The sequence below is a fragment of the Staphylococcus sp. 11007852 genome (assembly GCF_011394325.1).
In the GTDB taxonomy this organism is placed as follows: Bacteria; Bacillota; Bacilli; order Staphylococcales; family Staphylococcaceae; genus Staphylococcus; species Staphylococcus agnetis.
Genome location: NZ_JAANBJ010000032.1, coordinates 13895 through 27838, shown reverse-complemented (window position 1 = coordinate 27838; position 13944 = coordinate 13895). Strand labels below are relative to the sequence as shown.

General features: G+C 36.9%; 15 protein-coding genes. 1 reads left to right on the top strand and 14 read right to left on the bottom strand.

Annotation, left to right across the window (positions count from 1 at the left end; all coding sequences use genetic code 11):
• Positions 1-20: 20 nt before the first annotated feature.
• From upp to fdaB, 14 genes are all read right to left on the bottom strand, one after another.
• Positions 21-650 carry a uracil phosphoribosyltransferase gene (gene upp / locus G8Y85_RS09860; protein WP_037567472.1) on the bottom strand — a complete coding sequence of 210 codons (630 nt, stop codon included), beginning with the start codon at positions 648-650 and terminating at the stop codon, positions 21-23.
• Between the two features lie 22 nt (positions 651-672).
• Positions 673-1914, bottom strand: coding sequence for a serine hydroxymethyltransferase (gene glyA / locus G8Y85_RS09855; RefSeq protein ID WP_060551543.1), 1242 nt, complete (start codon positions 1912-1914; stop codon positions 673-675).
• A 22-nt stretch (positions 1915-1936) separates the two neighbouring features.
• On the bottom strand, positions 1937-2464 hold the full coding sequence (locus G8Y85_RS09850) for a TIGR01440 family protein (RefSeq protein ID WP_165805773.1): 528 nt from the start codon (positions 2462-2464) through the stop codon (positions 1937-1939).
• Between the two features lie 126 nt (positions 2465-2590).
• Positions 2591-3010 carry a low molecular weight protein arginine phosphatase gene (locus G8Y85_RS09845; RefSeq protein ID WP_060551545.1) on the bottom strand — a complete coding sequence of 140 codons (420 nt, stop codon included), beginning with the start codon at positions 3008-3010 and terminating at the stop codon, positions 2591-2593.
• Positions 3007-4059, bottom strand: coding sequence for an L-threonylcarbamoyladenylate synthase (locus G8Y85_RS09840; RefSeq protein WP_342448011.1), 1053 nt, complete (start codon positions 4057-4059; stop codon positions 3007-3009). Before G8Y85_RS09840 ends, G8Y85_RS09845 begins: the two co-directional genes overlap by 4 nt.
• Positions 4060-4142: 83 nt before the next feature.
• A complete protein-coding gene (prmC, locus tag G8Y85_RS09835) occupies positions 4143-4985 on the bottom strand; it encodes a peptide chain release factor N(5)-glutamine methyltransferase (RefSeq protein ID WP_165805771.1) in 843 nt (280 codons plus the stop codon).
• A complete protein-coding gene (prfA, locus tag G8Y85_RS09830; RefSeq protein ID WP_105989154.1) occupies positions 4975-6051 on the bottom strand; it encodes a peptide chain release factor 1 in 1077 nt (358 codons plus the stop codon). The genes prmC and prfA overlap by 11 nt, the downstream gene beginning before the upstream one ends.
• Entirely contained in the window at positions 6051-6653 is a 603-nt protein-coding gene (locus G8Y85_RS09825) for a thymidine kinase (RefSeq protein ID WP_165805770.1), read from the bottom strand. The genes prfA and G8Y85_RS09825 overlap by 1 nt, the downstream gene beginning before the upstream one ends.
• Positions 6654-6825: 172 nt before the next feature.
• On the bottom strand, positions 6826-7080 hold the full coding sequence (locus G8Y85_RS09820; RefSeq protein ID WP_037567459.1) for a type B 50S ribosomal protein L31: 255 nt from the start codon (positions 7078-7080) through the stop codon (positions 6826-6828).
• Between the two features lie 121 nt (positions 7081-7201).
• A complete protein-coding gene (gene rho, locus G8Y85_RS09815) occupies positions 7202-8518 on the bottom strand; it encodes a transcription termination factor Rho (RefSeq protein WP_037567457.1) in 1317 nt (438 codons plus the stop codon).
• 178 nt (positions 8519-8696) lie between these two features.
• The gene (locus G8Y85_RS09810) at positions 8697-10124 is read right to left on the bottom strand and encodes an aldehyde dehydrogenase family protein (protein ID WP_165805769.1); all 1428 of its coding nucleotides are present in this window, start codon (positions 10122-10124) and stop codon (positions 8697-8699) included.
• A 183-nt stretch (positions 10125-10307) separates the two neighbouring features.
• Positions 10308-10634: a winged helix-turn-helix transcriptional regulator gene (locus tag G8Y85_RS09805; protein WP_037567454.1), complete on the bottom strand. Its 327-nt coding sequence runs from the start codon at positions 10632-10634 to the stop codon at positions 10308-10310.
• 45 nt (positions 10635-10679) lie between these two features.
• Positions 10680-11945, bottom strand: a complete 1266-nt coding sequence (locus G8Y85_RS09800; RefSeq protein WP_060551549.1) for a UDP-N-acetylglucosamine 1-carboxyvinyltransferase — start codon at positions 11943-11945, stop codon at positions 10680-10682.
• A gap of 325 nt (positions 11946-12270) precedes the next feature.
• Complete coding sequence (gene fdaB / locus G8Y85_RS09795) at positions 12271-13143, bottom strand: class IIb fructose-bisphosphate aldolase FdaB (protein ID WP_037567452.1); 873 nt, start codon at positions 13141-13143, stop codon at positions 12271-12273.
• 215 nt (positions 13144-13358) lie between these two features.
• On the opposite strand from fdaB, the gene G8Y85_RS09790 reads away from it, so the two are divergent.
• On the top strand, positions 13359-13880 hold the full coding sequence (locus G8Y85_RS09790; RefSeq protein WP_103345573.1) for a DUF2529 family protein: 522 nt from the start codon (positions 13359-13361) through the stop codon (positions 13878-13880).
• The last annotated feature ends 64 nt before the right edge of the window (positions 13881-13944 follow it).

The following is a 13944-nucleotide window of genomic DNA, read 5'->3' as shown; positions in this document are numbered from 1 at the left end:
AGCGCTCCTTAATTAAAACATTATTTTGTACCGAATAATCGATCACCAGCATCCCCTAAACCAGGAATGATATAAGCATTTTCATCTAACTTTTCATCAAGTGCAGCTATGAAAATATCAACATCTTCATGCGCTTCTTGAAGTTTTTGTACACCCTCAGGTGCTGCGATTAGACACATAAAACGAATGTGTTTCGCACCACGTTTTTTCAACGAATTAATTGCTTCTATCGCTGATGCGCCAGTGGCAAGCATCGGATCCACAACAATAATTTCACGTTCTTCGATATCTTGTGGTAACTTCACAAAATACTCAACCGCTTCTAATGTTTCTGGATCTCGGTATAAACCTACATGTCCAATTCTAGCTGCAGGAACAAGGTTTAAAATCCCTTGTGTCATACCTAACCCAGCACGAAGAATCGGTACAAACGCTAATTTTTTACCAGATAAACGTTTGGCTTTCGCTTTAGTCACTGGTGTTTCAATTTCAACTTCTTGTAATTCTAAATTACGTGTAACTTCATACGCCATCAGCATTCCGACTTCGTCTACAAGTTCACGAAATGCTTTTGTGCCTGTGTTAACATCGCGAATAAAACTCAGTTTGTGTTGAATTAAAGGATGATCAAATACATGTACTTTACCCATTGGTTTTTTGCCTCCAATATTTTTATTTATTGTATAATGGGAATTTTTCAGTCAATGCACTAACGCGTTTCTTAGCGTTTTCTAATACTTGACTGTCTTTGTGATTTTTTAGCACATCGCTAATAATGTGAGCGACTTCTTCAAATGCAGCCTCATCAAAACCACGTGTTGTAGCAGCAGGCGTTCCTAATCGGATACCGCTCGTTACAAATGGCTTTTCTTGATCAAAAGGAATTGTATTTTTATTACATGTAATACCTACACTATCAAGTGCTTCTTCAGCATCTTTACCTGTAATCCCTACAGATCCTTTCACATCGACTGAAATAAGGTGATTGTCCGTACCACCTGAAACAATTCTGAAGCCATTTTCTTGTAACGTAGATGCTAATGTTTTCGCATTCTTTATCACTTGGGCTTGGTATGTTTTAAATTCAGGTTGCAATGCTTCACCAAATGCAACGGCTTTGGCTGCGATTACATGCTCAAGTGGCCCCCCTTGAATGCCAGGGAAAATAGTTTTGTCTATGTCTTTTTTGTATTGGGCTTTACATAAAATCATACCACCACGAGGACCTCGTAATGTTTTGTGCGTAGTCGTTGTCACAAAATCAGCAAATTCTACTGGATTTTGATGTAAACCTGCCGCAACTAACCCAGCAATATGCGCCATATCTACCATTAATTTTGCATTGACTTCATCTGCAATTTCTTTGAACTTTTTAAAATCAATTTCACGCGAATATGCTGATGCGCCAGCAACGATTAATTTAGGTTTATTTTCTTTAGCAAGGCGACGAATTTCTTCGTAATCGATACGCTCTTCCTCTTTTGTCACTTGGTATTCAACAAAGTTATAAAATTTACCACTAAAGTTAACAGGTGAACCGTGCGTCAAATGACCACCGTGACTTAAGTTCATACCTAAAACAGTATCACCGTGTTCTAAAGCAACAAGGTAAACCGCCATATTCGCTTGTGAACCAGAATGTGGTTGAACATTGACATGTTCAGCATTAAATAATTGTTTCGCTCTATCGATAGCAAGTTGCTCAGTCACATCGACGAACTCACAACCGCCATAATAACGACGATTAGGATAACCTTCTGCATATTTGTTCGTCATAACTGAACCTTGTGCTTCCATGACAGCTTCAGAAACAAAGTTTTCAGACGCAATTAATTCGATGTTGTTGTTTTGACGGTTAAATTCTTTCCTAATGGCATCAGCGACGGCTTTGTCTTGTTTAAAAATAAATGACATAAACGTTTTCCCTCTTTCCCTATTAAAGTTGATATTTCGCACGTTCACTACCAATTTTCTTCGGTCGTGTCGTTGCCACAGTTACAATCGCCTCACCTATTTGACTAATTGAAGTACGCACAGGTACCGCAACATGTTTGAGATGCATGCCGATTAAAGTTTGGCCAATATCAATCCCTTTGTTTGCTGTGATATATTCAACAACCATTGGTTCATTCATGTGACGGTAGGCATATGTAGCAAGTGAACCCCCTGCATGCACATCAGGCACTACGCTTACTTCTTCCATAGTATACGGATCAAAGTTTTTACGTTCTATCGTAAGTGCACGGTTAATGTGTTCACACCCTTGATATGCAAATGAAACACCCGTTTCTTCTGAAATATCGACGAGTGCTTCATATATATCTTTAGCGATGTCTATGGATCCTGTAGTACCTATTTTGTCACCTAATACCTCTGAAGTTGAACAACCAATAACACAGATTTCTCCGTCAACAAAAAATGATTGAGACTTGAGTTCTTCTAATAACTGTTTCAAACCTTTCATGAACAAAACCTCCTAGGACTTATGTATGAACACAAAACGAATTATCCAAAGAACATAGAAACGTGCTATATGCCATATATTATAACGTATTTTCGAATGAACTTATACTGATTATATAACTGATTTTCAATCAAATTGTTCTTTAAGTTTAAAAATATCCCTTTCAAGTTGCTCAAAAAGCATTTGATACATTTCAAGCGGACCTCCAAAGGGATCTGCAATATCCGCAGTTTGATTGATATATGCTTTTAATGTGTAAACATGTTGTTGTGGGCCGTATAATTGTTCGATATGTCTTTGATGTTCTTGTGTCATCGTTAAAATTAAATCCGCTTGCAAATCTTCACGTTGGAATTGCTGGGCATTTGACGGCATTGGATAGTTTTGAGTAAGTAAAACTGTACGTGTATGTGATGCTACTGGTTGCCCTTCTACTGCCATTAAACCACGAGATTCGATGTGATATTGCGGTAACAACTTTGAGGCAATACTTTCTGCCATCGGACTTCTACAAGTGTTACCAGTACACACAAATATGATTCTCATAGAAATTCATCCTTTACCACTTGATGGTTAACAGCTTTCATCATTCTATTGCGCAACGCTTCTGTTTCTTCATTCACGGGATAGCCATATATATATGCATTTGAGACTTCTTTAAGTTCATCTAATTTGTGCAGCGCTGCATATAAATTTCGATTTGCTGTCTTAATATCAAACTCATCTTGACTCAATATAATCACTTTCGCGTCTTTCGGAATATATTGTGATAAGCTCTCTGGCACAATAAATGCCACTTCATCCCATTTATTATAGGCGTCTAGAGGAATATCATTTCCTATATGCTCAATTAATTTAAGGGGCGTATCTGGAGCATAGTGCTTATATTTCATACCAGGTGCTATCGGTTTCTCAGTCATATCAATCACTGTATCATCGATAGAATTAGGTAATATTTCGTTTAACATTTGGCGTGTAATCGTACCTGGACGCGCGATGCGGTAAGGAAAAGATGTACAATCAATCACCGTACTTTCCAAACCTGCATCGCTAGATGTTGACTGAATAATCCCTTCAACTCTACCATTTAAATCCTCATACGCATGTTCAAACGTTGTCGGAGAAGGTCTCCCACTAATGTTGGCACTTGGTGCAGCAATAGGTATATTGGCTTTCTTTAAAATATACCTTGCTACGGGATGGCTAGGCATTCTCACCGCTACAGAATTCAAACCACCTGTAACACGTTCACATAAAAATCCTTTTTTGAGTGGTAATATAAATGTTATCGGTCCAGGCCAAAATGCTTCCATTAATTTTAATGTTGTTTCGGATATCGATGTCACGAAATCATCTAATTGTTCAGTATCGTAAATATGAATAATGAGTGGGTTGTCTGAGGGACGGCCTTTCGCTTCATAAATACCCTTCACCGTTTCTTCATTTAAGGCATTACCTCCAAGACCATAAACGGTTTCTGTCGGTAAAACTATCCGTTGCCCTTCACGATACATACGAATAATCTCATCGAATTGTGGATACGCATTAAGATTATACGTATACTCTCGAACGTCCCATATTTTAGTGTCTAACACGTAAAAACACCTCTTTCTTACTTTTATTTTACTCCATAATAAAAAGTTATGCACTCTTATCAAATACATAACTTTTTATACATTTATTTTGAAACACGCCATCTAAAACTGATTATACGATCATGACCGTTTATATCAGCAATGACATCGATTTTAAGATGTGGGTACATCGATGTTACTAATTTTTTAATTGCTGGTCCTTGTTGGTACCCTATTTCAAATACAATTGGTGCGCCATCTTTCATTACGCATGGGAGTTGTTTTAAAATCATGCGGTATATACCTAAACCATTATCTTCTGCAAATAGTGCGATATGGGGTTCAAAGTTCAGTGTACTTTCACTCATGACATCTTGTTCTGATCGACATATATAAGGTGGATTAGAGATTAATCCATCTAATAATAGTCCTTTTTCAATTAAAGGTACCAATGTATCACCTAAAACAAATTGAATGTCAGCTTGATTTTTTTCTGCATTATACTTCGCTATATCTAATGCATTTTCAGAAATATCCGTAGCCCAAACATTCAACTGAGGCATTTCTTTTTTTAATGTGATTGCAATGATACCACTACCCGTACCGATGTCTGCAACTTGCCCACTTGACATCATTTCCATTAGCTTCATGACAACCTCTTCAGTTTCAGGTCGCGGTATGAGCACATCTTGTGTTACTTTGAAATCTCGATTAAAAAAGGATGCTTTCTCAACAATATATTGAACCGGTTCTCCTTTTAAAAGTCGCAACAAACCTTGCTTTAATATCTGATGCACTCGGTCAGTCATATCGTCATGTTGATGCATCACATAATCTGTACGCGACCAATCCATCATATCCATAACGAGCCAATCTACTTGTGCAGCTTCATATTCATGTGCCACTAATTGGTTGCGCGCATCTCGAACCCATGTATTAAATTTCACCGTTATTAAGCTCTTTTAATTTTTCAGTTTGTTCATGCATTGTTAAAGCATCAATGACTTCATCGAGTTTACCTTCCATAATTTGGTCTAACTTTTGTAACGTTAAGCCAATTCGATGATCGGTAACACGACTTTGAGGATAATTATACGTTCTAATGCGTTCCGAACGGTCACCTGTACCTACAGCCGACTTACGTTGTGCAGCATATTTTTGCTGTTCTTCTTGAACTTTCATATCATACAAACGTGCTTTTAACACTTTCATCGCTTTTTCACGGTTTTGAATTTGAGATTTTTCTGATGATGTAGCAATCACACCTGTTGGCAAGTGAGTAATACGAACAGCTGAATCTGTTGTATTCACGTGCTGACCCCCAGCACCACTTGAACGGTACGTATCTATCTTCAAGTCTTCATTACGAATTTCAATCTCAACATCTTCAACCTCAGGCAATACTGCTACAGTTGCCGTTGATGTATGAATACGTCCACCAGATTCAGTTTCAGGAACACGTTGCACACGATGTGCACCATTTTCAAATTTTAATTTACTGTATGCACCTTCACCCGAAACAGAAAAACTAATTTCTTTATATCCACCGTGGTCACTTTCAGTTGCTTCGACTATTTCAGTTTTAAAGCGATTGGCTTCCGCATATTTTGTATACATTCTAAACAGGTCTCCAGCAAAAATTGCTGCTTCGTCACCACCTGCTGCAGCTCTAACCTCTACAATAACATCTTTGTCATCATTAGGGTCTTTCGGAATTAGTAATAATTTCAGTTCATCTTCAAACTGCGGAATTTGTGGTTTAAGCGTTGTCGCTTCTTCTTTTAACATTTCTATTTCATCCGCATCTGACGTTTCATTTAACATGATTTCAATATCATTTAATTCTTCTTTAACTTGCTTATAATTACGGTAGACTTCTACGGTTTTTTGAAGTTCAGATTGCTCTTTAGAATATTTTCTTAATTTATCAGAATCACTTACAACCTCTGGATCACTTAGCAACTCATTTAGTTGTTCATATCTTTCTTCAACAATATCTAATTGATCAAACATTACTCATTTTCCTCCTCTTTTGACTCGCTCGGTAGAATTACATGATGCGCACGACAACGTGGTTCATAACTTTCATTAGCACCCACTAATATGATTGGATCATCAACTTTCGCTGGTTTTCCATTGATGAGTCTTTGTGTACGACTTGAAGAAGCGCCACAAACTGCACATACAGCTTGAAGTTTTGTAATATGTTCACTTACGGCTAACATCTCTGGAACGGGATGAAATGGCTCTCCTTTAAAATCCATGTCTAGACCTGCTGTAATGACACGATATCCTTTTTGTGCAAGTGTTTGAGCAATATCTACAACAGTACGATCAAAAAATTGAATTTCATCAATACCTATGATATCAACCCCTGTTAAATCATGTTGCCAAATCTCGCTTGCTTCAGTGATGTTAATCGCTTCTATCGCATTACCATTATGTGAAACGATTTTTTCTTTATGATAACGGTCATCAATCGTTGGTTTGAAAACTATTACCTTTTGTTTCGCATAAACACCACGTCGTAAACGGCGAATAAGTTCTTCAGATTTACCGCTAAACATACTTCCTGTGATGCATTCAATCCATCCTGAATGATACGCTTCGTACATTTTTTATGCCACCTTTTCCAAAACATAATCGCTTCATTATATCATATTTTAATAACGTTTTTGATGATTTCATTAAAAAAAGCATCCTCTTAAATGAGGATGCTTAAAATAGAAAGAAAGCATATAAAGATTGTTTTCTTTACTGTTTTCCAATAACTCGTTATAACGAAGATTAGTTGTTTGATTTGAGACCGAATTTCTTGTTGAAACGTTCCACACGACCATCTGCAGCAGCAAATTTTTGACGTCCTGTGTAGAATGGGTGAGAGTCAGAAGAAATATCTAAACGGATAACTGGATACTCGTTACCATCTTCCCATTCCATTGTTTCGCTTGAATACTTCGTAGAACCACTTAAAAACTTAAAGTTAGTAGTTGTATCTAAGAAGATTACTTTACGGTATTCTGGATGAATGCCTTGTTTCATTATTTTCAGCTCCTTTGCCCTGAACCATCTGGAACAGAGTTATTTGTGAGTTTTACCCAATACTTGTACATTATAAAGGTTGCCTTTTTAAAAAGCAACCCCACGAAAACATTTCTTTAAATTAAATAATAGGTTTCCCTGTTTTAGTACTTTCAACTGCACTTTTTTTCAACTCTTCAAAAAAGTCTGCATTAGTTTTAGTTTTCTTTAATCGTCGGATAAAACGTTCTGCAAAGTCTGGCGAATTGGAGAACATGTTGCGTAATTGCCATAAACTTTCGAGTTCATTTTTAGGAATCAGTAGTTCTTCTTTACGCGTTGAACTTCTAGAAATATCAATAGCTGGGAAGATTCTACGTTCAGACAAACGACGATCTAAATGTAATTCCATATTCCCTGTCCCTTTGAACTCCTCATAAATCATATCATCCATACGAGAGCCAGTATCAACGAGTGCTGTAGCTAATATTGTAAGGCTCCCACCAGCTTCAATATTACGTGCAGCACCGAAAAACGTTTTAGGTCCATGTAATGAAGCAGGGTCTAAACCGCCTGATAATGTACGACCGCTTGGGGGTACCACTAAATTATACGCACGTGCTAATCGCGTGATTGAATCCATAAGCACAATTACATCTTCACCGATTTCAACGAGACGTTTTGCTCTTTCAAGTAATAACTCTGCAACTTTAACATGATGTTTCGGATGTTCATCAAATGTGGAATGTACAACTTCAGCTTCTTCAACTGAACGCTCAATATCAGTAACTTCCTCAGGTCTTTCACCCACAAGTAAAATAAATAATTTAGCATTAGGTTTGTTTTTTACAATAGCATTTGCGATTTCTTTTAATAAAGAGGTTTTACCTGCTTTAGGTGGTGCAACGATTAAACCACGTTGTCCTAATCCGATTGGTGTTACTAAATCCATAACACGTGTGGAGTATTTGTCGGGGTCTGTTTCTAATTTGATACGTTCTTCAGGATAAAGAGGTGTTAACGCTTGGAAATGTGGTCGTTTTTTGACTTCTTCTGCATTATGGTCATTTACAAAATCAACTTGTAGCAAGCCGTAATACTTCTCGTTTTCTTTAGGTTGTCTGACTTTACCAGTAACTTTATCACCTAATTTGATTTCAAATCGTCTGATTTGTGATGCAGAAATATATATATCTTTTTCACCTTTAGAATAATTAACTGTACGTAGAAAACCGTAACCATCTGGTTGAATATCGTCTAGAATGCCTTCCATATAATAGTTACCGTCTTTTTCCATTTGTGCTTCCATTATGGCAAGAACAAGTTCTTTTTTGTTTAACTTACTATAGTTCGATAGTTTTAAAGATTTGGCTTTTTCGGTCAAAGCTTTAGTCGTGTAGTTTTTGTACAATTCATGAAAAGACTCATATTGAGGTGAGGTTCTTTCCCTAGTCGCCATATTTAACACTCATTTCATAATAAATTCTTTAATCGCATTTTTGATACGATAACATCAATACTATAGCAAATTTTAAAGGTAAATACAAAACATGATATAAATTGAAACATAAATGAACCACGTGATTAAATATCGCTTTTTTAACAATAAGCGTTATTTAACACGTGGTTGTGTTCAATTATTTAAAATAACCTGCAATGGATTTTACTTCTAAAAATTCTTCAATACCATAGTCGCCCCATTCACGTCCAATACCAGATTGTTTGTAACCTCCAAATGGTAAGTCTGGTGTGCGACCAGCTTCATTAATCTCAACTGTACCCGCTTCAATCGCGCGCGCTACTTTTTTCAATGTATCTTTATCTTGACCGTATACGTAACCTGCCAAGCCATACTTTGTATCATTGGCAATGCGAATAGCATCATCAATATCTGTGTACGTGATGACCGACATAACTGGTCCAAAAATTTCTTCCTGAGCAATGGTCATCTTATTATCTACGTCAGAGAAAATTGTGGGTTTCGCAAAATAACCTTGGTCTAAGCCATCAGGATGACCTGTGCCGCCGAAGTAAAGTTGTGCCCCTTCATCTATACCTTTTTGGATATAATCTTGAACTTGATCATATTGTTTTTTGTTAATAATTGGTCCCATATCCGTGTCTTTATTTTGGGGATCTCCAACCTTAACATTCGCCATGTGCATTTTAGCTTTTTCTAAGAAATCTGCTTTCATGGATTCAGGGATAAGCGTTCGTGTACCAGCCGTACACACTTGTCCTGTATTATTAACCACTTTATTAACAGCGGCCTGTGCAGCACCATCAACATCAGCATCATCTAAAATGATATATGGTGATTTACCACCTAATTCTAATGACACTTTTTTGAAGTCTTTACTAGCCTTTTCCATAATTTTTGAGCCTGTGCCGCCAGAACCTGTAAAGGACATCATGCGCACATCAGGGTGTTCGCTCAACGGATTACCTACACCTTCACCATCTCCATTGACGAGATTGAAGACACCTTTAGGTACACCTGCAGCTTCGAAAATTTCAGCTAAAATAATAGCAGCAAAAGGTGTTTCTTCAGAAGGTTTTAAAACAACTGGTGCACCAGCAGCAAAGGCGGCAGCTAATTTTAATGACGTTTGGTTTGTCGGGAAATTCCATGGTGTAATTAAACCAGCAACACCAATCGCTTCTTTAACCACTAAATGATCGCCACGTTGTTCTTCAAATTGAAAATCATCTAAAGCATCATATGCAGCTTGAAAATGATTCAATCCCATTTGGTAATGTACCTTTTCAGATTTTGTCACCGGTGCACCTAATTCAAGTGTCATTGCTTCAATTAAATCGTCTTTACGTTTTTTATATTCATCTACAATACGCCCTAATAATGCTTGACGTTCTTTTACTGGTGTCTGTCTAAACTCTATATATACATCATGCGCAGCTTGTACCGCTTGTTTGACATCTGTTTCATCCCCTTTGGCAATACGGCCAAAAACTTCTTCAGTTGCAGGATTTATCACATCAATCGTCTCACCACTGTGACTGTCTACCCATTCACCGTTTATATATTGTTTCGTTTGGTTTCTCATACTATGACACTCCTTTTCCGAACGTTTCGTCCTATATCAAGTATTTCCAAAAAAGGACTTAGTTAAACTATACGCCTTGCGTACTTCTCTTGCATGAATTTTGCTTAAACATAAAAAGCCAAATAGACAAGCAAGTGCTCGTCCTATTTGGCTGTTAAACATTTATAAATGAAACAAGTAAGCTTAACCTTGATCTTCTAATGTCACATGATGATGCGCCCAGTCTTCTAAAGGTTTTAATGCTTGCGCTAAATCAATCCCTTTTTGCGTCAAATGATAACACACTGATGGAGGGGTTTCTGAAATAACATGCTTTGTAATCAATCCACGATCTGCTAGTTCTGTAAGTTTTATCGATAACGCACGATTCGTGATGGGTTGTAAATCTTTTTTCAATTGAGAAAAGTGTGCTTTATGTTCCGGACAAGTGGATAAATAATGTAAAATAAGTCCATTCCAACTGCGCCCTAAAATTTTAAATGTTTCTTGTAAATATGGACAAACTTCCATGGCTCTCACCTCTTAACATTACTTGCAAGTCCAATATTTTATAGATTAAGCATCAACGGATTCTGTCCAAATATCAGCACCAAGTTTTTTTAATGTATTGACGATATCTGTATACCCTCTATAAATATGTTTGACATTATAAATTGTCGTTTCGCCTTCTGCAATTAATCCTGCAACAATTAAACAAGCGCCTGCACGTAAATCACTGGCATAGACTTCTGCCCCTGTAAGGTGTGACGGTTTAATAGTTGCTGTACCAAGGTCAGCGTCAATCGCTCCATTCATTTTTTGCAATTCTGGCACGTGTTTAAAGCGTTCAGGATAAATGGTTTCTTTTACGAAGCTTGGCCCTTCAGCTAAGAAAAGTAATGGCGTAATGGGCTGTTGTAAATCTGTGGCAAACCCTGGGTAAACTAATGTTTTAATATCAACACTATGATATGGGTGCGCACGTTGTACTACCATGAAGTCATCGCCGACATCAATGTTAACCCCTAGTTCTTTTAACTTTACTGTGAGTGGTTCCACGTGTTTTGGAATAATGTTATCAATGACAACCTGTTCACCACTCGCTGCAGCAATACACATATACGTTCCAGCTTCAATGCGGTCAGGGATTATGCTATGACGACTTCCATGTAAATGCGGTACACCTACAATTTTAATTGAACTCGTCCCTGCCCCTGTGACTCTTGCTCCCATACTATTTAAAAAGTTTGCAACATCAACAACTTCTGGTTCTTTGGCAGCATTTTCAATGATTGTTTGACCTTCAGCACGAGAGGCTGCAAGCATGATATTTATCGTCGCACCTACACTGACGATGTCTAAATAAATATTAGCACCAACAAGACGATCTGCTTCGATTTTCATTGAGGTCGCACTTGATTCATCAATTTTAGCACCTAGAGCTTTAAAGCCTTTAATATGTTGATCAATCGGTCTAGGCCCTAATGGACATCCCCCAGGAAGCCCAATAACACATTTTTTGAAGCGGCCAAGTAATGCACCCATCATATAATATGATGCACGTAAAGACTCTACTTTATTATTAGGTAGAGCAGCGTTTTGTATTTCAGTAGGATCTACATGTAACGTAGTATCATCCAACTCTGCTTTAATGTTAAGATCCTCAAGTAAACTCACTAATGTTTCCACATCTGAAATTTTAGGCAAACCATCTAATGTGACAGGTTCTTCAGCTAATATCGTAGCAGGAATGATTGCCACAGAGCTATTTTTAGCACCGCTTATTTCTACCTTCCCTTTAAGCGTTTGGCCACCTTTAATTTTAATAACTTCTTGCGCCATGTGATTGAACTCCTTTTCCATTGCTCAATTTCTCCATAAAATATCATAATATAGGCATTATAATGTAAAATTTTTCAAAATGCAAAATAGGTCTCATCGTTGTAAACACTTTAATTCGTCTTAAAAATATTGGTATTAATTCTAATTTTACCACTGGATGACAAATGATTACATACGTTTATTGAAAAAGTAGCAACTTTAAAAAATAGTGATATACATACGATTTAGCAACATTATAAAAAAGACCATTTTTACCTTTATACCCTATAAAAAAGCTGAGACACCTTATGCGTCTCAGCTTTTTTAATTTATATCTATTTAATCATTAACCTTTAATGTTATCAGCTTTGTTAGAAGTACCAAATTCTCTAATTTTACCAATTACAGTTTCTTTGATTGCTTCACGAGCTGGTCCTAAATATTTACGTGGATCGTAAACTTCTTTATCCGCATCTAAAACTTCACGCACACGTTTCGCTGAAGCAATTTGATTTTCAGTATTAACGTTGATTTTTGCAGTACCGAATGAAATTGCTTTTTTGATATCATCTGTAGGAATACCAGTTCCACCATGTAATACAAGTGGAAGGCCTGTTGATGCACCAATTTCTTCCATTTCTTTAAATCCTAAGTTTGGTAAACCTTTGTAAGGACCATGAACAGAACCAAGTGCAGGCGCCAACGTATCAATACCTGTATCTTTTACTAAATTTTGACATTCGATTGGGTCAGCATAGATTACGCCGTCAGCTACAACGTCATCTTCTTGACCACCAACTGTACCTAATTCAGCTTCTACTGATACGCCACGAGCATGTGCGTATTCAACAACTTTTGAAGTCACTTTAACGTTATCTTCGTATGGTTCGTGTGATGCATCGATCATTACAGATGTGAATCCAGCATCAATCGCCTCTTTACATTTATCGAAACTTGAACCATGGTCTAAGTGAATCGCTACAGGAATTGTAATATTGTAGTCATGCATTAACCCTTCTACCATTTTAACTACAGTATAAAAACCACCCATATAGCGTGCGGCACCTTCTGATACACCTAAAATTACAGGTGCATTCTCTTCTTGAGAAGCTTGTAAGATTGCTTGTGTGAATTCTAAGTTATTGAGGTTGTATTGACCTACCGCATAACCATTTTCTTTTGCGTCGATTAACATTTCTTTCATTGAAACTAAAGGCATGAAAGTTCCTCCTTGAGTGCGTAACGCACATAAATTTATATTCATATTATAGCAAAATTGTGCACAAAATGCATAAATAATCGTGATAAAACGGGATTATTTCACCATTTCGTCAATGAAAGCGCCACCATTTAAAACCTAAAATATTTTGTTGATATTCTTTAAATTCTTAATTAAAATTAAACCCAATGATTTAAGAAAATGGAGGCGTTTAAATGTCAAAAATGTTAGCTACACAATTAACAGGCATTTTTAATCGATTGAATGAACAGGAGTTAGACATTCAAATGGCCGCGCAATGTCTCATTCAAGCTATAGGTGGTGAAGGTCATGTGTACGTTAAAGGTTATGATGATCTCAAATGGTTTGAGCATTATGTATTATCAAGCGAAGAAAAGTTAGCATCAAGTATAGCGTTAGATGACGTACCATCGTTTTCAGACTTAGACACTACCGACCGAGTTTTTTTATTTAGCCCTTATGTCACTGATGCACTCATAAATGATTTAGAACACTTACTGGAATACCAACATGAAGTCGTATTGGTAACAAACCCTTCTAAGTCATATGACATACCTGAACATTTGATACATTTTATTAATCTATCAACGCCACGTGCCATTGTTATGACAGAAGATTATGATAAAGTGGTGACGCCGCACAACATTGCGATTAACTTTGTCTATTATGAAATCTACATTCAAATGATCGAGATGATACGTGACTTAGATTTATAATTTATAACCACCCTATAAGCAAAAGCTAACTTTATTAAAGAAGCTCAAGATGAGTCGTATAAGT

Excerpts from the sequence above, each read along its gene's own strand:
- rho (WP_037567457.1), bottom strand. The coding sequence starts at position 8,518 with ATGGCGACTAGGGAAAGAACCTCACCTCAATATGAGTCTTTTCATGAA.
- prfA (WP_105989154.1), bottom strand. The coding sequence starts at position 6,051 with ATGTTTGATCAATTAGATATTGTTGAAGAAAGATATGAACAACTAAAT.
- G8Y85_RS09850 (WP_165805773.1), bottom strand. The coding sequence starts at position 2,464 with ATGAAAGGTTTGAAACAGTTATTAGAAGAACTCAAGTCTCAATCATTT.
- upp (WP_037567472.1), bottom strand. The coding sequence starts at position 650 with ATGGGTAAAGTACATGTATTTGATCATCCTTTAATTCAACACAAACTG.
- G8Y85_RS09800 (WP_060551549.1), bottom strand. The coding sequence starts at position 11,945 with ATGGCGCAAGAAGTTATTAAAATTAAAGGTGGCCAAACGCTTAAAGGG.
- G8Y85_RS09810 (WP_165805769.1), bottom strand. The coding sequence starts at position 10,124 with ATGAGAAACCAAACGAAACAATATATAAACGGTGAATGGGTAGACAGT.
- glyA (WP_060551543.1), bottom strand. The coding sequence starts at position 1,914 with ATGTCATTTATTTTTAAACAAGACAAAGCCGTCGCTGATGCCATTAGG.
- G8Y85_RS09790 (WP_103345573.1), top strand. The coding sequence starts at position 13,359 with ATGTCAAAAATGTTAGCTACACAATTAACAGGCATTTTTAATCGATTG.
- G8Y85_RS09825 (WP_165805770.1), bottom strand. The coding sequence starts at position 6,653 with ATGTACGAAGCGTATCATTCAGGATGGATTGAATGCATCACAGGAAGT.
- fdaB (WP_037567452.1), bottom strand. The coding sequence starts at position 13,143 with ATGCCTTTAGTTTCAATGAAAGAAATGTTAATCGACGCAAAAGAAAAT.
- G8Y85_RS09820 (WP_037567459.1), bottom strand. The coding sequence starts at position 7,080 with ATGAAACAAGGCATTCATCCAGAATACCGTAAAGTAATCTTCTTAGAT.
- G8Y85_RS09805 (WP_037567454.1), bottom strand. The coding sequence starts at position 10,634 with ATGGAAGTTTGTCCATATTTACAAGAAACATTTAAAATTTTAGGGCGC.
- G8Y85_RS09845 (WP_060551545.1), bottom strand. The coding sequence starts at position 3,010 with ATGAGAATCATATTTGTGTGTACTGGTAACACTTGTAGAAGTCCGATG.